At 66.2% G+C, this 21,227-nt stretch carries 23 protein-coding genes; 10 read left to right on the forward strand and 13 right to left on the reverse strand.

Annotation, left to right across the window (positions count from 1 at the left end; translation table 11 throughout):
- Positions 1–92: 92 nt before the first annotated feature.
- The 7 genes from HL653_RS22400 to HL653_RS22430 form a co-directional block, all read right to left on the reverse strand.
- On the reverse strand, positions 93–1,397 hold the full coding sequence (locus HL653_RS22400) for an MFS transporter (protein WP_216599919.1): 1,305 nt from the start codon (positions 1,395–1,397) through the stop codon (positions 93–95).
- A gap of 87 nt (positions 1,398–1,484) precedes the next feature.
- Entirely contained in the window at positions 1,485–2,906 is a 1,422-nt protein-coding gene (locus HL653_RS22405) for a sugar porter family MFS transporter (protein WP_171746452.1), read from the reverse strand.
- 11 nt (positions 2,907–2,917) lie between these two features.
- Positions 2,918–3,646: an SDR family NAD(P)-dependent oxidoreductase gene (locus HL653_RS22410; RefSeq protein ID WP_171746453.1), complete on the reverse strand. Its 729-nt coding sequence runs from the start codon at positions 3,644–3,646 to the stop codon at positions 2,918–2,920.
- Positions 3,640–4,836: a galactonate dehydratase gene (gene dgoD, locus HL653_RS22415; RefSeq protein ID WP_171746454.1), complete on the reverse strand. Its 1,197-nt coding sequence runs from the start codon at positions 4,834–4,836 to the stop codon at positions 3,640–3,642. The genes HL653_RS22410 and dgoD overlap by 7 nt, the downstream gene beginning before the upstream one ends.
- Before the next feature lie 269 nt (positions 4,837–5,105).
- Positions 5,106–5,849 carry an FKBP-type peptidyl-prolyl cis-trans isomerase gene (locus HL653_RS22420; RefSeq protein WP_253717298.1) on the reverse strand — a complete coding sequence of 248 codons (744 nt, stop codon included), beginning with the start codon at positions 5,847–5,849 and terminating at the stop codon, positions 5,106–5,108.
- Positions 5,850–5,912: 63 nt separating this feature from the next.
- Positions 5,913–6,245, reverse strand: coding sequence for a hypothetical protein (locus tag HL653_RS22425; protein WP_171746455.1), 333 nt, complete (start codon positions 6,243–6,245; stop codon positions 5,913–5,915).
- A gap of 88 nt (positions 6,246–6,333) precedes the next feature.
- Positions 6,334–7,455 (reverse strand): metallophosphoesterase, encoded by a 1,122-nt coding sequence (locus HL653_RS22430; protein ID WP_171746456.1) that lies wholly within the window; start codon positions 7,453–7,455, stop codon positions 6,334–6,336.
- Positions 7,456–7,703: 248 nt separating this feature from the next.
- Between HL653_RS22430 and HL653_RS22435 the strand changes: the two genes are divergently transcribed.
- The 4 genes from HL653_RS22435 to HL653_RS22450 are packed head-to-tail and all read left to right on the forward strand — an operon-like array spanning position 7,704 to position 8,673.
- Positions 7,704–7,910, forward strand: coding sequence for a cold-shock protein (locus tag HL653_RS22435; protein ID WP_216599921.1), 207 nt, complete (start codon positions 7,704–7,706; stop codon positions 7,908–7,910).
- 2 nt (positions 7,911–7,912) lie between these two features.
- On the forward strand, positions 7,913–8,173 hold the full coding sequence (infA, locus tag HL653_RS22440) for a translation initiation factor IF-1 (RefSeq protein WP_171746458.1): 261 nt from the start codon (positions 7,913–7,915) through the stop codon (positions 8,171–8,173).
- Positions 8,174–8,220: 47 nt separating this feature from the next.
- A complete protein-coding gene (locus HL653_RS22445) occupies positions 8,221–8,388 on the forward strand; it encodes a hypothetical protein (protein WP_171746459.1) in 168 nt (55 codons plus the stop codon).
- Positions 8,389–8,436: 48 nt separating this feature from the next.
- Positions 8,437–8,673, forward strand: a complete 237-nt coding sequence (locus tag HL653_RS22450) for a DUF2384 domain-containing protein (RefSeq protein WP_171746460.1) — start codon at positions 8,437–8,439, stop codon at positions 8,671–8,673.
- 196 nt (positions 8,674–8,869) lie between these two features.
- Here the strand turns inward: HL653_RS22450 and cyoD are convergent, their stop codons facing one another.
- The 4 genes from cyoD to cyoA are packed head-to-tail and all read right to left on the reverse strand — an operon-like array spanning position 8,870 to position 12,982.
- Positions 8,870–9,238, reverse strand: a complete 369-nt coding sequence (gene cyoD / locus HL653_RS22455) for a cytochrome o ubiquinol oxidase subunit IV (protein WP_171746461.1) — start codon at positions 9,236–9,238, stop codon at positions 8,870–8,872.
- Entirely contained in the window at positions 9,235–9,867 is a 633-nt protein-coding gene (gene cyoC / locus HL653_RS22460; RefSeq protein ID WP_171746462.1) for a cytochrome o ubiquinol oxidase subunit III, read from the reverse strand. The genes cyoD and cyoC overlap by 4 nt, the downstream gene beginning before the upstream one ends.
- Before the next feature lies 1 nt (position 9,868).
- A complete protein-coding gene (gene cyoB, locus HL653_RS22465; protein WP_171746463.1) occupies positions 9,869–11,866 on the reverse strand; it encodes a cytochrome o ubiquinol oxidase subunit I in 1,998 nt (665 codons plus the stop codon).
- 21 nt (positions 11,867–11,887) lie between these two features.
- A complete protein-coding gene (cyoA, locus tag HL653_RS22470; protein WP_253717301.1) occupies positions 11,888–12,982 on the reverse strand; it encodes a ubiquinol oxidase subunit II in 1,095 nt (364 codons plus the stop codon).
- A 272-nt stretch (positions 12,983–13,254) separates the two neighbouring features.
- Between cyoA and ubiM the strand changes: the two genes are divergently transcribed.
- The 3 genes from ubiM (at position 13,255) to HL653_RS22485 (ending at position 16,753) form a co-directional block, all read left to right on the forward strand.
- On the forward strand, positions 13,255–14,424 hold the full coding sequence (gene ubiM / locus HL653_RS22475; protein WP_171746465.1) for a 5-demethoxyubiquinol-8 5-hydroxylase UbiM: 1,170 nt from the start codon (positions 13,255–13,257) through the stop codon (positions 14,422–14,424).
- 31 nt (positions 14,425–14,455) lie between these two features.
- Positions 14,456–14,875: a group II truncated hemoglobin gene (locus HL653_RS22480; RefSeq protein ID WP_253717303.1), complete on the forward strand. Its 420-nt coding sequence runs from the start codon at positions 14,456–14,458 to the stop codon at positions 14,873–14,875.
- A 177-nt stretch (positions 14,876–15,052) separates the two neighbouring features.
- Positions 15,053–16,753: a cation:proton antiporter gene (locus HL653_RS22485; protein ID WP_171746467.1), complete on the forward strand. Its 1,701-nt coding sequence runs from the start codon at positions 15,053–15,055 to the stop codon at positions 16,751–16,753.
- A gap of 171 nt (positions 16,754–16,924) precedes the next feature.
- On the opposite strand, the gene HL653_RS22490 is transcribed toward HL653_RS22485, so the two are convergent.
- A complete protein-coding gene (locus tag HL653_RS22490; protein ID WP_171746468.1) occupies positions 16,925–17,608 on the reverse strand; it encodes a type 1 glutamine amidotransferase domain-containing protein in 684 nt (227 codons plus the stop codon).
- Positions 17,609–17,933: 325 nt separating this feature from the next.
- On the opposite strand from HL653_RS22490, the gene HL653_RS22495 reads away from it, so the two are divergent.
- A complete protein-coding gene (locus HL653_RS22495) occupies positions 17,934–18,359 on the forward strand; it encodes a transcriptional regulator (RefSeq protein ID WP_171746469.1) in 426 nt (141 codons plus the stop codon).
- Here HL653_RS22495 and HL653_RS22500 read toward each other — a convergent pair.
- Positions 18,356–18,994 (reverse strand): response regulator transcription factor, encoded by a 639-nt coding sequence (locus HL653_RS22500; RefSeq protein ID WP_171746470.1) that lies wholly within the window; start codon positions 18,992–18,994, stop codon positions 18,356–18,358. The two genes, HL653_RS22495 and HL653_RS22500, sit on opposite strands and share 4 nt — an antisense overlap.
- Before the next feature lie 415 nt (positions 18,995–19,409).
- On the opposite strand from HL653_RS22500, the gene HL653_RS22505 reads away from it, so the two are divergent.
- Positions 19,410–20,141 carry an alpha/beta hydrolase gene (locus tag HL653_RS22505; RefSeq protein ID WP_216599922.1) on the forward strand — a complete coding sequence of 244 codons (732 nt, stop codon included), beginning with the start codon at positions 19,410–19,412 and terminating at the stop codon, positions 20,139–20,141.
- Between the two features lie 23 nt (positions 20,142–20,164).
- Positions 20,165–21,139, forward strand: coding sequence for an alpha/beta fold hydrolase (locus HL653_RS22510; protein ID WP_171746472.1), 975 nt, complete (start codon positions 20,165–20,167; stop codon positions 21,137–21,139).
- Positions 21,140–21,227: the final 88 nt, after the last annotated feature.

The raw sequence follows: 21,227 nt of genomic DNA on the forward strand, positions 1-21,227 counted from the left end.
CCTCTCACGATGTGAGAGATGAGGCTTCCTGCGGCGGCGAGGTGATCTCGATCGACATGGCGAGCGCAGCGAAGCCATCCATCCCCGCACGCCTAAGACTGGCGCGCGGCCGGACGCGCGGAGCGCAAGCCCATCATCAGCCCCGCGCCGAGCAAGGTGAGCAACGCCAGCAGATAAAGGCCGGCCCCGCTCCGCCCCGTCAGCGTGTCCGCCATCACGCGCGCATTGGGCGCCAGGAACGCGCCGATCGCCCCGCAGCTGTTGATCAGCGCGATGCTGGCGGCCGCCGTCACGCCGGACGGACCGCCGGAGGCCTGCGCCCAGAAGATGGGCTGCGCGGCGATGAACCCGCTCGCCGCGAAACAGAGCCCCAGCAGACCGAGCCAGGCCGATCCCGCCGCGACCGATCCCGCAATGCCGAAGCCGGCCGCGATCAGCGCCCCCGCCGCGATCTCGCGCCGCCGCCCCGTCCGGTCGGCGAGCCGCGGCAGAAAGAAGGTGGCTCCGAGTGCGCAGACCCAGGGGATGGCCGAGACGATTCCCACCTCGACCCCGACACCCCTGCCGAGCAGCGCGGCCACCTGCGACGGCAGGAAGAAGACCACCCCGTACACACTCATCTGGATCAGCAGATAGATCAGGCCCAGATAGAGCAGGCGCGCGTTGAACAGATACGCGAGCACGTCGCGCAGGCCCGGCACATGCTCCGGCTCGGCGCCGGAGCGCAGCGCGCGCGCCAGCGCCGCCTTTTCCTCGGGCGACAGCCAGCGCGCATCGTCGGGCTGATCGTCGAGGTAGAAAAATGCGGCGATCCCCACCGCCGTGGCGCCAAGCCCGGTGGCGACGAACAGCCATTGCCAGCCATGCAGGCCACCCTGGCCGTCCATGTCGAGCAGCAGCCCCGCCACCGGCCCGCCGAGAATGAACGTGATCGGCGCGCCGAAATAGAACAGCCCGATCGCCTGGCTGCGCGCCTGCGGCGGATACCAGCGGGTGAGGTAATAGATCACGCCCGGAAAGAATCCGGCCTCGCAGATGCCGAGCAGCAACCGCAATGCGTAGAAGAGCGGTTCGCTGCGGATGAACATCATCACGGCGGTCACAATCCCCCAGGTGATCATGATCCGCGCCATCCACAATCGCGCGCCGACACGGTGGAGGATGATGTTCGAAGGGATTTCGAACAGCGCATAGCCGAGGAAGAAGATCGAGGCGCCAAAGGCATAAGCGGCATCGCCGATCGCAGTGTCATGCTGGAAAGCGTCGCGCGCGAAGCCCACATTCGTCCGGTCGAGGAAGGCGAGAATATACATCAGCAGCAGGAACGGCATCAGCCGGCGCTGCAGCTTCCCGATCGGCAGGCCGCCATCGTCCCGCGAATTTCCATCCATCCTCATGCTTCGTCCCGACGCGTGTTGCGCGCCAGCCGAGCCGGCGCCTCTCTCACCCTGTAACCCCGCATGCCCCGGCTGGCTCTCGTCGGTTCAATCGTCCACACGCCATGATCGCTCGATCTCTTCCAGCGATTTGCCCTTCGTTTCGGGCAGGCGGCGCAGGATGAAGACGAAGCCCGCCGCGCACACGATCGCATAAAGCCAGAAGGTCAGGCCGGTGCCCGCGGCGGCATTGAGCAACGGGAACCTGTAGGTGAGCACGAAACACGCTCCCCAGAGTGCCGTGGTCGCTGCCGCCATACTGGCTCCGCGCGCCTCGCCGGGGAATATCTCCGAAAGCGCGACCCAGGTGACCGGCGCCAGCGTCATCGCGTAACAGGCGATCGCCGCCACCACGAGCAGCAACATCGGCCAGCCCTGCAGGCCCATCACGTAACAGCCCCCCAGCGCGACATAGATGATGGCCAGGCCCGCGCAGCCGATCAGCAGCAGGCGCCGCCGCCCGAGCCGCTCGATCGTCCCCAGCGCCACCAGCGTGAAGACGCCGTTCACGACTCCGGTGATGACGATGTTGAACAAAGTGTCCGACACGGCATAGCCGGCCGAGGCGAAAATCTCCTGCGCGTAATTGAAGATCACGTTGATCCCGCACCATTGCTGGAGGATCGCGAGGACCATCCCGATCGCCAGCACGCGGCGGAAGCGGGGCTCGCGCAGGATCGCGCGCAGGCTTCGCCCCGGTGCCCCGGCCAGCGCCACCCGAATGTCGGCAATCGCGGCGCGGGCATAATCCTCCCCACCCAGCCGGCGCAGACTGGCCGCGCTGTCGTCCCAGCGCCCTTTCTGCGCGAGCCAGCGCGGGCTTTCCGGCAGGAAAATGCAGCCGATCAGGAAGCCGGCGGCCGGCACGGCGGTCGCCGCGAACATCCAGCGCCAACCGACCGTCCCGTTCCACGACGCCGCGATCTCGGCCATGCCCGCATGGGGCGGCACGGGCGCCGCGATCAGCAGGTTCACGATCTGCGCGCCCAGCAGCCCCAGCACGATCGCGATCTGATTGAGCACGACCAGCCGCCCCCGGCTCCGCGCGGGCGCGATCTCTGCGATGTAGAGCGGCGACAGTCCCGATGCCATGCCGATCGCGACACCACCGACGATCCGCCAGACGACGAACACGTCGAAGCCTGACGCCAGCGCCGTCCCGATCGAGGAGACGGTGAAGAGCAAGGCCGCGATCAGCAGCGCGGGCTTGCGCCCCAGCCGGTCGCTCACCACGCCCGAATAGGTCGCGCCGGCAAGACATCCGATCAGCGCGCAACTGACCGCCCAGGCCTGCGCGGGCGGCGACACCAGCCCGAACGCCGCCTCGTAGAAGGGCTTGGCGCCCCCGATCACGACCCAGTCATATCCGAACAGCAGTCCGCCCAGCGCGGACACCGCCGCCGCCAGCCAGATCGCGCCGGACGCACCGGCCGGGGAAGGTCCGTCCGCGCGCGGCGGGGCGAAATCCATTCCCTGCATCGTCAGAGCCGCCCCATCCGGCCGCCATCGGCCACGATATCCTCGCCGGTGATAAAACGCGCGCCCTCGGAGGCGAGGAAGATCGCGAGCGCCGCGATATCCTCGGGCTGCCCCAGATCGGCGGGATCGACCACCTCGGCGCCGGAGCGGATATTGGGGCTGTCCCGCAGCATCGGCGTATCGATCGCCCCCGGCAGGATCGCGTTGACGCGGATGCCGAGCGGCTTGCCCTCGATCGCCGCCGAGCGCGTCAGGCTGACGAGCGCCGCCTTGGCCGCCGCATAAGGCGCCACGAGCGGCGAGGTCCGCCGGGCGTGGACGGAGGCGACGTTGATCACGCACCCGCCCGGCCGCATCCGCCGCAGCGCCTGCCCCGTCAGCAGCGCGGCGCCGATCAGGTTCACGTCGAGCAGCCTCCGCCAGTCGGCCGCATCCAGATCGGCGACGGGCTTGTAGATCATCGCGCCGGCCACGTTGACCACCACGTCCAGCCCACCGAAGCGGGCCACCGCCTCCTCGACCGCCCCGAGAAGTGCCGCTTCGTCGGTGATGTCGATCGCGGCGCACAGCACGTCCGCCGCTCCGGCGGAGCGCAGCCCATCGGCCGCCGAACCATCGTCGGCACGCGCATCGATCAGCAGCAGCGACGCGCCTTCCGCCGCGAATGCGCGCGCGACGGCCATACCGATGCCACCGAGCCCGCCGGTGACGATCACGCTGCGGCTCACCATTCGCGTAAATCCCCATGCGGCCCGCGCCACGCGGGATTGCGCCAGCGATGCGGTTCGCGCGCCATCTCGCGCACCGCCGCCTCGTCCACCTCGACGCCCAGCCCCGGCGCCTCGGGCACCGCGACCGATCCGCCCTCGATCGCGAACATCTCCGGATTGGTCACGAGCGTCGAAAGATCCTCGGACGGCCGGTTGTAATGGATGCCGAGCGACATTTCCTGGATCACGAAATTCGGCGTCACCGCCGCCACCTGCAGGCACGCCGCGAGCGCGAGCGGGCCGATCGGGCAATGCGGCGCGAAGGCGACGTCATAGGTTTCGGCCATCGCCGCGATGCGCCGGCATTCCGAAATGCCGCCGGCATGCGCGAGATCGGGTTGGATGATGTCGACCGCTCCGCTCTCCAGGAACGGGCGGAAATCCCATCGGCTGTAGAGGCGCTCGCCCAGCGCCAGCGGCACGCTGGTCTGCTGCGACAGCTGCAGGATCGCCGCCGGATGCTCGCTCAGCAGCACCTCCTCGGCAAACAGCACGCCGAGCGGCTCGATCGCGGACAAGGCCCGGCGCGCCATCGGCTTGTGGATACGGCCGTGGAAGTCGACGCCCACGTCGATGCCCGTCGCGCGGACGGCGGCGATCCTTTCGGCCATCGCGTCGATCTGCGCGGCGCTGTCCAGCCAGCCGATATCCTCGGTGCCGTTCATCTTCACGGCGGTGAAGCCCTGCGCCTTGCGCGCCGCGGCCCCCTCGGCCACGTCCTGCGGCCGATCCCCGCCGATCCATGCATAAACCGCGATCCGATCGCGGACGCGACCACCCAGCAAATGGTGAACGGGCACACCCAGCTTGCGCCCCTTGATGTCCCACAGCGCCTGATCGATGCCGGAGATGGCCGAGAGCAGGACCGGCCCGCCGCGATAGAAGCCCAGCCGGTGGAGCATCTGCCAGGCATCCTCGATCCGGTCCGGATCATGGCCGATCAGCCGATCCCGCGCCGCATCGATCGCGCCGATGACGCTCTCGACATGCCCCTCGAGCGTCGCCTCGCCCCAGCCGATTGCGCCCTGCGCCGTTTCGATCCGCACGAACAGCCAGCGCGGCCGAACGGCGAACGCCTCGATCCGTGCGATGCGATCGGCCGAGGCAACGGCTCCCGGATGCGTCTCAGCCCCATCCACGCCAGGACCCATGAACTTCCCTCTCCGCTCGATCCGCTTCGTTTCAAGCCAGATTGGATCGCCGGCACGGGATCGGCAACTCAATTATCAGATAAAAGGATTTCGCGGCGTCGGATGCATAGCCGGGGGGCGTCCGAACCAGATCGATCGCGGAAGGCGCGGTCGTCCGCCGCCCCCCTTTCCTGGCGCAGACAAGGCGCGGAAACCGGGCTCGACACCAGAGCCGATACCCGACGAGAGACATGGCTCGGCCTCGATGCCGGTGTCAGCTGGACCGGCGCCTAGGGCTGAGGGTTAGCCCCACCCTGCCCTGGCGGTTGCGCCGCCTGGGCCTTACGCATCTCCGCAATTTCAGCCGCCGTCTTGAAATCGATCAGCTCGACCTGGAAGACGAGGTCGGAGTTGGCCGGGATCGTCTCCGACGCCTGCGCCCCGTACGCCATCGCCGCCGGAATGCAGAGCCGTGCGATTCCGGTTCTGCTCAGCAGCTGTAGCCCCTCCGAGAAGCCCGGAATCACGCCGCCGACCGGCATCGGCGTCTGCATGTTCTGATCGAACACCGCCCCGGTCGCGGCGAGATACCCGACATAGTTGACGAGGACCGTGTCCTCTCCCGCCGGCTGCGCGCCCGTTCCCGCACGCAGCATCGTATAGCCGAGCCCGGACGGTGTCCTGGCGGCGCACGCACGCTGCGACGCGGGCACGATGGGCATCAGGGGCAGCGGGATAATTCCGGTGTTCGGTTCAGCCGGCTTCGGCGAAGCCATGGCCGGCTTCGCTCCGCCAACGGCCTGCGCTCCGGCGGGCAGCGGCGTTGCCAAGAATGGCAGGGAGATCAAACAGATCAGGCGGGGCATCACGCGACGGAAGCTCTTCATGATCGAGGCATATGCAGGATCGAGGCGTTCGGGCAAGCGGAAGACGATCGACCCGACGATGCGACGGAGCGACGCTTTCTGAAGCGCGGCGTGTGACGCAGCGAAGCCGGTGCGGCCGGACTCATGGCCGACCTCTATCCGCATCATGCAACGCGGCGGCACGAAGCCACCACGACCGGGTGCCACGCGATGCTGGTGAAGGACCGGCCGTCAGCGCTGCTTCTTCGTGATGGTCGCGGTGAAATCCGGGTCCTTCTTCGCGACCCAGTCGACGAACTTGCGCACATTCGGATGGGCCAGCAGCGCCTCGACATCCATCCCGTGGCGCTGGAGTTCCGAGTTGGTGAAATTGGCGATGAGCGTCTGCTGGCAGATGGAGTGCATCGGGACGACATCGCGTCCACCCCGGCTCTTGGGGATGGGGTGATGCCAGACGATCGTCTTGCCGGTCGGCCGCCCACAGAGCCAGCAGGCGACGGGAGCCGCAGGCGCTTCCTCCTCGCCGGCTTCGTAGGAATCATGTTTCGAATTTCTACGAGCCATCTGTCTAACCGAATACCTCTTGCTGCGAAGCCAATTATCCTGACTTGGACCGCTTTGCCACTCGTGCGTTCGGGGAGCGGAAGACGCCCTATGCGTCGCGTCTTTGCAGGGTGAAGCGCGTCAGTTCGGACGGTTTGCCCAGTCTCAGGGCGAAGCCGGGCCATATGCCGGTGCCGTTGTTGACGTAGAGCGTCATTCCGTCGACGGCATAGCGGCCCGATACGAAGCCGCCATTGGCGCGGGCTACGAGACGGTGGAGCCCCAGGATCATGCCGCCATGGGTATGGCCCGATAGCTGGAATGCGACCCCGCGTTCCGCCGCCTGCCGGGCGCGTCCCGGCTCGTGATCGAGCAGCACCACCGGCGCGCCTGTCGGCCGACCGGCCAAAGCCCTGTCGAGGTCCGGCGGAGGCAGATTGGCGCGGCGCGCGGAGGGATCCGTCACACCGGCCAACACGAGAGAGTCGCCGCCGTGCCGGATGACGGCGTGCGCATTGGCGAGGATCCGCATCCCCAACGAGCCGAGATGCGCCATCCACGCGGCATAGCCGGACAGATATTCGTGATTGCCGGGGATCAGATAGACCCCGTCAGCCGCCCGCAAGCCGCGCAACGGTTCGACGTCCGCACGTCGCATGGCGACGCTGCCGTCGATCACGTCGCCCGTTACCACGATCAGGTTCGGCTCAAGCCGATTGGTGGCGTCCACGACGGCCCGCGTCCAGGCTTCCGGGAAGAGGCGGCTGATGTGCAGGTCCGTCAACTGGACCAGCGTGTAGCCGTCGAATGCGGCGGGCAGCCCCGGAACGGCGATCGTCACGTCGCGCAGCCGGGGGACGCGGACGGCCTGCCGGACGCCCAGCGCGGCGAGGACGAAGGCGACAGCGGCGATCGCATACCGGCCTTCGATCCAGACGTCCGATCCCGCACCGCCAGCCGCCAGCGCGACCAGCGCCGCCAGATCCAGCCCGATCTGGAACACCGCCAGCAAGGCGATCGCGCCGAAGATCCAGTTGAACAGGAGGATCAGCGGGCGGGGGAATTCGGGCGTGAACACCGAACCGGACGAGAGCCGGCTCCAGTAATGGAACTGGGCACCCGCCAGCAGGGCGACGGAGACCGCGATCTTGATCGCGACATCCCAGGGCAAAGGCGCGACGGTCCGCGTCACCACATACAGCCACGGGAGCGCGAAGAGGACATGAAACATTGTCGAGGGCTTTCTAACCGACCGTCTACGTGGGTCGGAATATCGGATGCGGGGAGCGCATGAGGCGGACATCGTCTGTCGTGCGACCAACCCGCATTGTAAATCTCTTCCAAGCCCCCATATGGAAGCTTAGCGTCGCCTGCGACGGAATTGCTGTCGCCGCTTAGCGCTGCCGGATTTTCCCTTTCACGCTGCATCGTTGGTTGGCCGTTGCGCCGGCTGGGCCCTCTTCGTGGATGGACTATCTCTTGCCTGTCGGCACCGTCAAATTCTTCAACGGCATCAAAGGCTTTGGCTTCATCACGCCGGATGGCGGCGGCAAGGACGACTTCGTCCATGTCGACGCCGTCGCCAAGGCCGGGATGAGCACGCTCAAGCTGCGCCAGCGGATCGCATATGATCTCGTCACCGATGCTCGCGGCAAGGACACCGCCGTCAACCTGAGGCGGACCTGATCGTGGCCAAGGAAGAACTCATCACCTTCGAGGGGCTGATCGAGGAGGTGCTTCCCGACGGACGCTTCCGCGTTCTGCTCGACAACCAGCATGAGGTTATCGCCTACACGGCCGGAAAGATGCGGCGTTTCCGTATCCGGACCGTGTCCGGCGATCGGGTGCATGTCGAGATGACGCCCTACGATCTCACGAAAGGGAGGCTCGTCTATCGCGAGCCGACGGCAGGAAGCGGCGGTCCCAGACGGCGGACCTTCCGACGCTAGCTCCCCCTCATTGTACATGCGGGCCAGACGGCCCGCCCAAGGATAATATGCACGATAACATCACTACCCCGGCCGGCCCTTCGCGACGCCGCCTTTCGCTTTCCTATCCGGCCAGCCAGCCGGAGGCCCGCTCGTCCGAACCGTCGGCTACCCTGCCCACCTCCATCATATCGCGCGCCGAACTGCGCCGCATCGTGGCGGAAATGGTGGGCTAGACACCTAACAGCAGTTCCCATCCGACCATCGCCATTGGAGATCGTCCATTGAAGTCCAGCTTCCGCAAAAACCCGGCCGTGCCGCATCTCACCAGGGAACAGGCGGCACGCCAAAGCCGGGTTTCTCGTCTGGCCTTCGAAACGCTCCGCAAGCCGGGAACGGCGGTAACCTTTCTCAACGCGCACAATGATGCGCTCGAAGGCCGCCCGATCGATCTTGCGATCGCAAGCGACGATGGCCTGATCCGGGTGGAAGGGGTCATCGCCGCGCTGGCCCGCGGCTGACGTCTTCTCGCGGACGGCATCGGATGACGGCTGCCGAGGGCGCAGCCGCCGGAGCGCCACACCGGAACGAATGCCCGGAATCGCCCCGGCGACCGCCCCGTGCCCGTCTTTGAGGGCCATGTTCAACGACGGCGCGATGCCCGTACGGATCCGGATACGCGATGGAGCCCGCATCGCGCTATCCGTTTGGCCCGGGCTACATCTCGCCGGCCGCGCCGCCCGGCATCGGCATCATGTTCGCGTTCAGGTGATACATCACCCACATCGATCCACCGATCGTCAGCACGACGATGATCGTCGTGAAGAGAAAGGCGAGCAGGCTCCAGCCGCCTTCCGAGCGCGTGTCCAGATGCAGGAAGCAGATGACGTGGACGACGATCTGCGCCAGCGCCATCGCGAAGATCACGGCGATGGTCGCCTGGGCATTGTGCAGCGCGTCCGACATGACGAGCCAGAAGGGGATGGCGGTCAGCAGGATCGCCAGGATCGTTCCGACCCAATAACCCCGTCCATGGCCGTGCGCGGACGCGCCAGCCGGATTGCCTGTGTGCGACGAGCGGCTCAACGGACGACTCCAAACAGATAGACGAAGGTGAAGACGCCGATCCAGATGATGTCCAGGAAGTGCCAGAACATCGAAAGGCAGATCAGGCGGCGTTTCATGGGCACGCTGAGGCCATGCCCGCCGAGCTGGACGAGCAGGACGAGCATCCACAGCAGCCCGACGGTGACGTGCAGGCCATGCGTGCCCACCAGCGTGAAGAAGGCGGACAGGAAGGCGCTGCGCTGCGGTCCCGCGCCCTCCGCGATCAGATGGGAGAATTCGTAAAGCTCGATGCCCACGAACCCCGCGCCCAGCAGCCCCGTGATGGCGAGCCAGAAGCGGGTGGGCCCGACCCGGCCCGCCTCCATGTGCGGCATGGCCTGGCCGAAAGTGATCGACGAGGCGAGCAGCATCGCGGTGTTGACCGCGACCAGCGGCAGATCGAAGATTTCGCGCGGTGCGGGCCCGCCCGCGAAGGCGGCGCTCACCACGCCGTACATCGCGAACAGCGAGGCGAAGATGAGCGCGTCGCTCATCAGATAGATCCAGAAGCCCAGGACCGTAGCCACGCCGCTGCCATGATCATGGTCGTCCTCGGTGACGTGCCAGATCGGGGCCTCACCGTCGGAATGAAGGGTAAGCTCGGTCATGTCAGGCTCCCGTGGCAAGCTGGGCACGCTTGCTCTCCGTGCGGGCGACGTCGTCGGCCGGAATGAAATAGTCGCGCGCGAAGTTGAAGGCGTGGCCGATCGCCACGATCAGCAATCCGGCGAAGCTCAGCGCGGCCAGCCACCACATGTACCAGACCATCGCGAAGCTCATCACCATGGCCAGGCCAGCCAGGATCACCCCTGCGCCGGTGTTGCGCGGCATGTGGATCGATCGGTAACCGCCGGTCTCGGGCTTGTAGCCGCGCTGCTTCATGTCGTGCCAGGCGTCGAGGCTGTAGACCATCGGCGTGAAGGCGAAATTATAGGCCGGCGGCGGCGACGAGGTCGACCATTCGAGCGTGCGGCCATCCCAGGGATCGCCGGTCGTGTCGCGTAGCTTGTCGCGGTTCACCAGACCCATGACGATGCTCATCACGAAGCCGAGGATGCCGATCAGGATGATGACCGCACCGAGCGCCGCGACGATGAAGTAAGGCTGCAGCGTCACGTCGTCGAAGTGGTTCACGCGCCGCGTCGTGCCCATCAGGCCGACGATGTAGATCGGCGTCCACGCGACCCAGTAGCCGATCACCCAGCCCCAGAAAGCGACATGGCCCCAGAACCGGTCGAGCTTGAAACCGAAGGCCTTGGGGAACCAGTAGACCATGCCGGCGAACAGGCCGAACACCACGCCGCCGATGATCGTGTTGTGGAAGTGGGCGACGAGGAACAGCGAATTGTGCAGCACGAAGTCCGCAGGCGGGATCGCCAGCAGCACGCCGGTCATGCCGCCGACCACGAAGGTGATCATGAACGCCACCACCCACATCATCGGCAGTTCGAAGCGGATATCGCCGCGATACATGGTGAACAGCCAGTTGAAGATCTTGGCGCCCGTGGGGATCGCGATCACCATCGTGGCGATGCCGAAGAAGCTGTTGACGCTCGGCCCCGCGCCCATCGTGAAGAAATGGTGCAGCCAGACCAGATAGGACAGCAGGGTGATCACCACCGTCGCATAGACCATCGACGAATAGCCGAAGAGGCTCTTGCCGGTGAACGTCGCGGTGATTTCCGAATAGATGCCGAAGGCGGGCAGGACCAGCACATAGACTTCCGGGTGACCCCAGATCCACACCATGTTCCAGTACATCATCGGCGCGCCGCCGAGTTCGTTGGTGAAGAAGTGCGTCCCGATGTAGCGATCGAGCATCAGCAGGAAGAAGGCGGCGGTGAGCGCCGGGAAGATCGCGATCGCGAGGATGTTGGAGCACAAAGCCGTCCAAGTGAAGACGGGCATCTTCATCATCGTCATGCCCGGCGCGCGCATCTTCACGATCGTCGCCACCATGTTGATCGCCGACAGGGTCGTGCCGACACCGGCTATCTGGAGCGACCAGAGATAATAATCGACGCCCGTATCCGGACTGTAGGCGAGGCCCGCGAGCGGCGCGTAGGACAGCCACCCCGTGCGCGCGAATTCGCCGACGAAGAGCGAGATCATCACCAGCACCGCTCCGGCGGCGGTGAGCCAGAAGCTCAGATTGTTGAGGAACGGGAAAGCCACGTCGCGCGCGCCGATCTGCAGCGGCATCACGAAATTGATGAGCCCCACCACCAGCGGGATCGCCACGAAGAAGATCATGATCGTGCCGTGCGCGGTGAAGATCTGGTCGTAATGGTGCGGCGGCAGGAAGCCTTCATTGGCGCCGAAGGCCACGGCCTGCTGCGCCCGCATCATCACCGCGTCGGAAAAGCCCCGGAGCAGCATGATGATGCCGAGGACGATGTACATGATGCCGATCTTCTTGTGATCGACGCTCGTGAACCACTCCTTCCAGAGATAGCTCCAGAGACGGAAATACGTGATCGCGGCGACGAGGCCGAGGCCCAGCGTCGAGACGACGACGAACGTCCAGAACAGGATGGGCTCGTGAAGGGGAAAGGATTCCCAGGAAAGACGCCCGAAGATCGTCTTGAGAAGGCTGCTGTCTGTCATGATGTCCCTGCCGGCTGGCGGTCAGGCCCGCGCGGCGCGGAGTGCGCCGGGGGCAAGGAGTGGTTCGATGGCCGAAAGATCCCGGTTCCGCGGATCACCGGGCCGCTTCGCGCCCGGCGCGGCCCCCGGATGGGCGGGCTGGGTGACGTTCGGGCCGATATCCTTTTCGGCCGGGGTCTTTTCCAGCGCGGGCGTCGGCTGGAGGCCGTTGGCGGGGGTCGTGTCGCGACCCGGCGGCATCGGACCATGACCGCCCACGGGAACGACGCCGCTGCGCGCCATGTCGTGCCGCATCACGTCGATCATGCAGGGCGTGCCGGGCTGGACGCAGCGGTTGAGCACGCGACCGAACAGGCCGGGCGTGACCGAGGCGAAGTGCATCACCGGCACCTTCTCGCTCGGCTTTTCCAGCGCCAGATAGCTGGCCGGCGCGAGGGCGCCCTGCCCGCTCGTCTTCACCTGGGCGATCCACTGGTCGAAGGCGCCGGTGTCCATCGCGCGCAGCCTGAAGCGGTTATCGGTGTGGCCGGCGCCGGTATAATTGCCCGAATAGCCCCAGCTCTCGCCCGGCTTGTTGATCACGGCGTGAAGCTGGGATTGCATGCCCGGCATCACGTAGATCATCCCGGCCATGGTCGGCGCGTAGAAGGTGCTGAACTGGTTCGCGGAGGTAATCTTGAAGCGGACGGGCCGATCGACCGGCAGCGCCAGTTCGTTGACCGTGGCGATGCCCTGCGCGGGATAGATGAAAAGCCATTTCCAATCGAGCGAAACCACCTCCACCTCGAGCGGCTTGGTTCCCGGCGGGATCGGTCGCCCCGGCGCGATCCGGTCGAGCGGGCGGAACGGATCGAGCTGATGCGTGGTCGTCCACGTCACCGCGCCCAGAGTGAGGATGATCAGGAGCGGGCAGGTCCAGATGACCAGTTCCACCTTCGTCGAATGGGTGAAGCCCGGATCGTAATTCTTGTTCGGATTGCCGCGCCGGTATCGCCACGCGAACAGCACGGTCAGCACGATCACCGGCACGATGATCAGCAGCATCACGCCGGTCGAAAGCAGAATCAGATTGCGCTGCTGCAGGGCGATATCGCCCGTTGGGTTCATAACCACCATGTCGCACCCGCCCAACAGGACGGGCAGGACGAAAGGTGGCAGGCGGCGGGCCCATCGGGCGAGAGGGTGTGCTGCGGTCCACATGGGTCCCGTGCTAGCCAGCAACCGCCTCCGCACCTTTGATCTGGATCAAAGGCGGAATCACAGCCGATGCGTATCTCCCACGGCGAACGGGCAACACCCTTTATGCAGTGTCCCATGGTGACCAGCCCACCATCGACGCCGTCGGTTTAGCAGGCCTGCCGTTCGGCCGTATAACGCTGGAGCTTTGCATGTCCTTCGATGTGATCGTGGTGGGCGGCGGCCCTGTCGGGCTGGCCTTCGCCCGCTCGCTGGCCGGCAAGGGACTTCGTCTCGCGCTGGTGGAGCGGCAACCGCTCACGGCTCTGGCCGAGCCGGCGAGTGACGGGCGCGAGATCGCGCTCACCCGCCGATCGAAACGGATCCTGGACGAACTGGGCGCGTGGCGCCATCTCGAACCCGCCGACATCGCACCGCTGCGCGCGGCCCGCGTGCTGAACGGGGATTCCAGCTTCGCCCTCGCCTTCGATCCCGCGGCGACGGGCGATGACCGGCTCGGCCACCTGGTGTCGAACCATCGCATCCGGGCCGCGCTCTTTCGCACGGTCGAGGATCAGCCCGGCCTCGATCTCATGACCGGGGTGGGGGTCGCGTCGATCCGCCACGATTCCTCCTCCGTTGCGGTCCGCCTGACGGACGGGCGCGAGATCGAGGCCCGGCTTCTGGTGGCGGCGGATTCGCGCTTTTCGCGCATCCGGGATCAGCTCGGCATCCCGGCCGCGATGAACCCGCTCGGCCGTTCGATGATGGTCGCCCGGATGGCGCACGACAAAGATCATCGCGGGATCGCGACCGAATGGTTCGGCCATGGCCAGACGATCGCCATGCTGCCGCTCAACGGCCGCCTGTCTTCGGCCGTACTCACGCTGTCCGCGGCCGAGATGTCGCGCATCGCCACGCTCGACACCCCCGTTCTCGGCGAAGAGATTACGCGCCGCTTCGGCCGGCTGCTCGGATCGATGCGGCTCGTGGGCGGGCTGCATATCTATCCGCTCACGACCAGCTACGCGCGACACTTCGTCGCCCGGCGGGCCGCGCTGATCGGCGACGCCGCCGTCGGCATGCATCCCGTCACCGCGCACGGATTCAATCTCGGACTGGTGGGGCAGGAAACGCTCGCCCGCCTCATCGCCTCGGCGCAGGCGAAGCGCAGCGACATCGCCTCGCCGAACCTGCTGCGGGATTATGAGCGGGCACACCGGCTGGCCACGCGCCCGCTCTACACCGCCACGAACCTGCTTGTCCGCCTCTACACCGAAGAGGGGCGCGCCGCCCGCTTGCTGCGGCACGCGACGCTGCGGGTGGGCGCCCGCCTGCCGCTGGTCCGCCGGACGGTGACCAGCCTGCTGATGCAGAATTGACCAATCCCCCGCGCCGATGGAGACCCCGATCGTGAAAGACGCCCAGCCTGCCCCACCTCCGCCCGTCGGGGAGCCCACCCCGAGCCTGTTAGAGCGGGCGGGCGGCGCGGCCGGCGTCGGCACGCTGGTCAACCGCTTCTACGATCTGATGGAGAGCCAGCCCGAATATGCGGAGCTTCGCGCCCTGCACCAGCCCGATCTCCGGCTGACGCGCATCTCCCTGACGGATTTTCTCACAGCCTGGCTGGGCGGCCCGCGCACATGGTTCGAGACGCGACCGGGCGTCTGCATCATGTCGATGCACCGATCGATGGCCATGTCGCGGGAGACCGCCGCGCAGTGGGTCCATGCGATGAGCCGGGCGATGGCGGAATGCGGGATCGAACCGGCACTCGCCCGGCAAATGCAGCAGGCCTTCCTGCGGATGGCGAACGGAATGCTGGCGCGTTGATCGCCTTTCCGGCGTGACCACGCTTGACCGGATTTGACACCGACATTGCTGCCTTCGGCCTAATCCTTCCCCATGACGGAACTCCACCTCCCAATCGGGAGTCGCCAGGATGCGAAGGACGGCGATTGCAGCGATCCCGGCGCTGAGGCCCGCGTCGGTCAAACAGGTCCGCTGATCATGGAAGCGCCGATCCTGTCGGCCGTCCTCCCGGTCATCCTGCTGTTGGCGCTGGGCGTAGTGACGGTGATCGTGTCGAAGGCGGTGCGCCTCGGTCCCATCGTCGGCTATCTCCTGCTCGGCGTCGCCCTCAGTTCCTCCGGCCTCGTGCAATCCAGCGATGCCGTCCACATCCTCGCCGAACTCGGCGTTGTCTTTCTCCTGTTCGATGTCGGCCTGCATTTCTCGCCGCGCCATCTCAGAGATCAGGTCGTGGACGTCTTCGCGTTCGGACCGGTCCAGGTGGCGGCCTGCACACTTGGTCTGGGCCCTCTCGCGATCGCGCTCGGAATGCCGGCCGCGCCCGCTTTCTTCGTGGGGGCCACGCTCTCGCTGTCTTCAACCGCCGTCGTCGCCCGCATCATCGCCGATCGCCACCAGCAGAGCTGCCCGGTCGGCATGGCGGCGACCGGTATTCTCGTCTTTCAGGATCTCGCCGCCATCTTTCTGCTCATCATCGCGAGCGCCCTGTCGTCCGGTGCCGCGTTGCTGCCGGCGCTCGCGATCGCGCTTGTGAAGGCCGCGGCATCGTTCGCGGCCGCGATGATCCTCGCGCGCTTTCTCGTTCGGCCGGTGTTCGACCTGGTCGCGCAGACCCGCAACGAGGAGGTGTTCACGGCCATGGCGCTCCTCGTGGCGCTCACGGCCGGCTGGGTGACGGGCACCCTGGGATTATCGCTAACGCTCGGCGCATTTCTCGGGGGCATGATGCTGGCCGACACACCCTATCGGGCGATCGTGCAGTCGGAGATCAAGCCATTCCGCGGCTTGCTCCTGGGATTCTTCTTCATCTCCGTCGGCCTGTCGCTCCAGATCGCGCTTCTGCAGCGCCTGTGGCCCCTGATACTGGTCGTAAGTCTCGGACTTGTTGCCGCGAAGGTCGCGCTGAACGGTATTGCCAGCCTCGTCTTCCGCTGGTCGGTGCCCGGATCGCTGCAGCTCGGGTTTCTGCTGGCCCAGAGTTCCGAGTTCGCACTGGTGATCTTCAGCCTGTCTCCGGTGCGGGCGATGGTCGGCGCGGACCGAAGCGACGTCCTCATCGCCGCGGTGGTGCTGAGCCTTGGCGCGACACCGCATCTCGCATCGCTCGGCCGGTCCCTGGCGGGTCGCCTGCGCCACGGTCGGCTCGACCAGCCTGCGCAGGAGCTTCAAGCGCGAGACCTGACCGGCCCGGTCTTCATCGTGGGGATGGGGCCGCGAGGGCGCACGGTGGCAGACGCCCTCCATGAATTCGAGATCCGATACGCGGCGATCGAGACCGACGCCGCCCGGTTACGACGCGCGATCGCCGACGGCTATCATGTGGTGTTCGGAGATCTGGCCGACCCCCGAATTTGGGAGCCCTTTGCGATGCAGGATCGCAGGATCAGCGTCCTCACCATGCCCTCGTTCGAATATTCGGCCGACATTTCGCCGGTCGCGCACACATTCTATCCCGGGCTCACGCGCATGGCGGTCGTCGACACGCCCGCCGAGGCCGCACAATATGCCGCCATCGGGGTCGTTCCCGTCGTCGATGTCGGGCACGTGCCCGGTCTCGAAGCGGCGGCCGCCGTGCTGCACCGCCTCGAGCTCGACGCCGAGGCGATCACGGCTTGGATCAAGCGGCAGACGGAGAAGGCGGCGTTGCAGCCGGACGGTGACGATCTGGTCGGCCTATGATGGTTCGTGCCGGTCGCATCGATGTCATGGCGACCGTCGCCAACGGCGCCTGCCGCAGCCGTTCCCGCCCTTCGAAGGCAACCTCGGACCGAAACGGACAGCGCCACGCCGCCGCGCGCCCACCGGGACGCGCGGCGAGAGCCTCACATGTCCGCGATCATCGAGCGGCCGTCACGCCGGAGCAGTGCCTGCCTGAAGCGCCGCGACAATCTCCTTGCCGACCTGGCTCGCCGAAGCGGGATTCTGCCCCGTGATCAGCCGACCATCGACGACGACATGCGGCTGCCAGTTGGCGACCGAGGAATAATCCGCACCCTCCGCCCGCAGCGCATCCTCCAGTTCGTAGGGAACGTCCGCGCGGGCGTAGTCAAACTCTTCGGCCTTCGAAAAGCCCGTCAGCTTCTTGCCCTGTACGAACGGTTTACCGTCGCCGAGATCGACGCCGAGCAGTCCGCACGGGCCATGGCAGACGGCGGTCACCAGCTTGCCCGTGGTCCACGCGCGCACGATCGCCTTCTGGACGTCCGCATTGCGCTGGATGTCGACCATCGGTCCGAGCCCGCCGGGCATCAGGATGGCATCATAGTCGGCGGCGTCGACCTCGGAGAGCTTGCGACTGCGATTGAGGCGACGAAAGGCTTTGCTTTCGAAGAAGGCCTTCTGCGAGGGGTCCGTCTCGTCATACGCGTCATAGGGGGTCCACCCGCCGGCCGGGGACGCGAATTCCACGGCGATGCCCGCTTTGTCGAGCACATGGAAAGGATGCGCGACCTCGGCGAAGAAAAAGCCGGTCTTCCGATTGAGCGGGCCGATCACGGCCGCGTTGGTGACGATGAAGAGGACATGCTGGGTCATTGTCTTTCCTTCCCGGATGCTGGCATGACGCGCGTACGGAACCTACACCGGCACTGTCTTCCAGAACGGTCAAGCGGCGTGAAATCGGGTTAATCGCCGTCCCGCTCGGATAAGGTCTTGCGGCAACCCGGGCCGAGCCCTGAACCGGCGTGAATTACGGTAATCATCGCTTACCCGATCGGGTAGTCGCGCCGCCCCATGCGGGTGATGTGCCGCCCGTCTCGCAACGATATCGTCCGCACACGATCAAGCCTGGTGCGTAGGCGAAAGCGCCGGGTGCCTGAGACGGAGTTGGCGTTCACACTCAAAAGCGAAGGGGGTCATCATGGTGCCCGATTTGGTGGAAGCCGCCATTCGCCATGCTCAGCCATGCGAGCGGCGCTCCGTCGCAGATGAGAGGGTCACCGGCGCGTGGCAGCCCCGCTCCTTCGCCTTCGGCCCATTCCTGCTCCAGCCCGAGCATCAATTGCTCCTCCGCGCGGACCAGCCCGTCCGGATCGGCGGGCGCGCCTTCGACATCTTGACGATATTGGTCAGACGCCCCGGCCAGGTGGTCAGCAAGCGCGAACTGTTCGATCTCGTCTGGCCCGCAATCTTCGTCGACGAGAGCAATCTCAAGGCGAATGTGGCGGCGTTGCGCCGCGCGCTCGGCGAACGGCATGCCGAGCCACGCTACATCGCGACGATCATCGGCCGTGGATATCGTTTCGTGAGCCCCGTCCGCGCCTTTGGTGACGGCTACGCACCCTAGCGATCGAGATAACCACGCCGCGTCGCCACGGTCACCGCATGCGTGCGATCATCGACGCCCAGCTTGGCGAAGATCGTCTTCAGATGCGCCTTGATCGTGTCGGTCGAAAGATCGAGGCGCCAGCCGATCTGCTTGTTGGCATGTCCTTCGGCAACGAGCCGGAGGACCGCCACTTCGCGCTCGGTCAGCGGGTCGACGAGCGCGTGGACGGCGAGATCGTGGGCGACATCCGGGCTGATCGCTCGACGCCCGGCATGGACCGAACGGATCGCGTCCAGCAGTTCGCGGCGGATGCAGTTCTTGAGCAGATAGCCGGCCGCGCCCGCCCGCATCGCACGGATCGCCTGCGCGTCGCCGGGATAGGTGGTGAGGACGAGGATGCGGGCGTCGGGCGCGATGCGGCGGATCGCCTCGATCGCCTCGAGCCCGCTCATGCCCGGCATCTGCACGTCCATCAGCACGATATCGGGATCGAGTTCGCGAAAGCGCGCGATCGCCTCCGCGCCGTCCACCGCCTCCCCGACCACCGCCATGTCGCTCTGGCGGTCGATCAGGGCGATGATGCCGTCGCGGACCATCGGATGATCGTCCACGGTCAGCACGCGGATCGGCACGGGAAGGGCGTCAGCGGACATCACCCAGCCTCCGAAAGCGGGCGAACGGGCGGCGTTCCTTTCCGTCATACGCGATCCTACCCGACACGGGTAGCAGGGGTTCGGTGCCGCCACCTGCGGCAGCGCGTATCGCCACGTCGCCGCGCGGCATCCGCGCACGCCCGTCCCCGCGTTCGGCCGCGCGGAAAATGGCGGGCAGTCCGTGCATTCGCATCCCCGACAAGAGCTGGCCCGACAGGAGCTGGGCGACCTCAAGATCGTGGAATGCGTAAGCTTCGCCACGATCGCTGACCAGTTATTGCCGACCGGGTTTTACCGCAATTCACCAGTCCCGACCCTGATCCACCCACCAATAGGATAGATCCGCTCCGACGCTTCATTCGCATCTCCGGTCCCGGAAAGGCCTTCGATGAGACATTTCATCCTGGGAGTGCTCATGGTCATGATCACAGCCTCGCCCTCCTCCGCCCAGACCGCGCCGAGCAAGCCGGTTTCGATCGTGCTCGTACACGGCGCGTTCGTCGACGCGTCGGGCTGGAAGCAGGTCTACGACATGCTGGTGCGAAACGGGTACGAAGTCCTCGTCGTCCAGAACCCGACCGTGACGCTGGAAGGCGATGTCGCCGCCACCAGATGGGTGATCGCCAAGGCGTCCAAACCCGTGCTTCTCGTCGGACACAGCTATGGCGGCGCGGTGATCACCGAGGCCGGCGCCGATCCCAAGGTGAAAGCGCTCGCCTACATCGCCGCCTTCGCGCCCGATGTCGGGGAATCGGTGTTCGAACTCGCCACCAAGCCGTTTCCGGGCGAAAGCGGGCCGCCGCTGCTGCCGCCGAACGATGGCTTCATCCTCGTCGATCCCGCGCAATTCCCGGCGGCGTTCGGCGCCGATGTCGATCCGTCGATAACCCGGTTCATGGCCGCATCCCAGAATCCCTGGGGTCTGGGTGCGGTCCAGCCCAGGCTCACGAGCGCGGCATGGAAGGACAAGCCGGTCAGCTACATGCTGACGCTCAATGACAGGATGGTCTCGCCCACCACCCAGCGCTTCATGGCGACCCGCGCCAAGGCGAAGCTCGTCGAGATCAGGAGCAGTCATGCGGTGATGCTGTCGCATCCGAAGGAGGTCGCCGACTTCATCGAAACCGCCGCCGCCACCATCCAATAGCCATCACCCCGAAGGAGATCGCCATGAACCGATTCTTTCTGGCGGCCACGGTCGCCGTCCTTGGGCTCGCGCCGACCTTACCTGCGGCGGCGCAATCGGCGGGGCTCCCTCGCGCCGGCGTACCGGCTCCGCCGATCATCCATTATCGCGAGGAGACGATCGACGGGGTCAAGGTCTTCTACCGCGAGGCGGGGCCGAAGGACGGGCCCGTGGTGCTGCTGCTGCACGGCTTCCCAACCTCGTCGCACATGTTCCGCAACCTGATCCCGCTGCTGGCGGACAAATATCGCGTGATCGCGCCCGATTATCCCGGCTTCGGGCAGAGCGATGCACCCGACCACACCAAATTCGCATATTCATTCGGACATTATGCCGACATCGTCGATGCGTTGGTCCAGCGGCTGGGCGCATCCCGTTACGCCATGTACGTGATGGATTACGGCGCCCCCGTCGGATACCGGCTGGCGCTCAAACATCCCGAGCGGGTGAGCGCGCTGATCATCCAGAACGGCAACGCCTACGAGGAAGGGCTGCGCGAGTTCTGGGATCCGATCAAGGCCTATTGGCGCGAAGACACGCCCGCGCGACGCGCGGCGATGGCGCAGATGGTGAAGCCTGAGACCACCCGCTTCCAATATACCGACGGCATGGGCGACGTCTCGCGCATCAGCCCCGACAATTGGGTCATCGATCAGGCCCTGCTCGACCGGCCCGGCAACAACGAGATCCAGTATGATCTCTTCTACGATTATCGCACCAATGTGCCGCTCTATCCGCAGTTCCAGCAATTCTTCCGGACCCGCAAGCCGCCGACGCTGATCGTGTGGGGCAAGAACGACAGGATCTTCCCGGCGGAAGGCGCGTTTCCCTATCGCCGGGACCTGCCGGACGCCGAATTCCATCTCGTCGACAGCGGCCACTTCGCACTGGAGGACAGGCTGGCCGAGATGGCACCGCTGATCCGGGACTTTCTCGACCGCAAGATCGCGTCCCGCTGATCGAAGGATACCGAACGGTGACGGTGGGCTGCCCGCCACCGTCACCACCTCGCTTTCGCGACGCGACCACGGGCCTCCATGTCCCGAT

The organism is Sphingomonas sp. AP4-R1, assembly GCF_013113735.1.
Taxonomy (GTDB): Bacteria; Pseudomonadota; Alphaproteobacteria; order Sphingomonadales; family Sphingomonadaceae; genus Sphingomonas_I.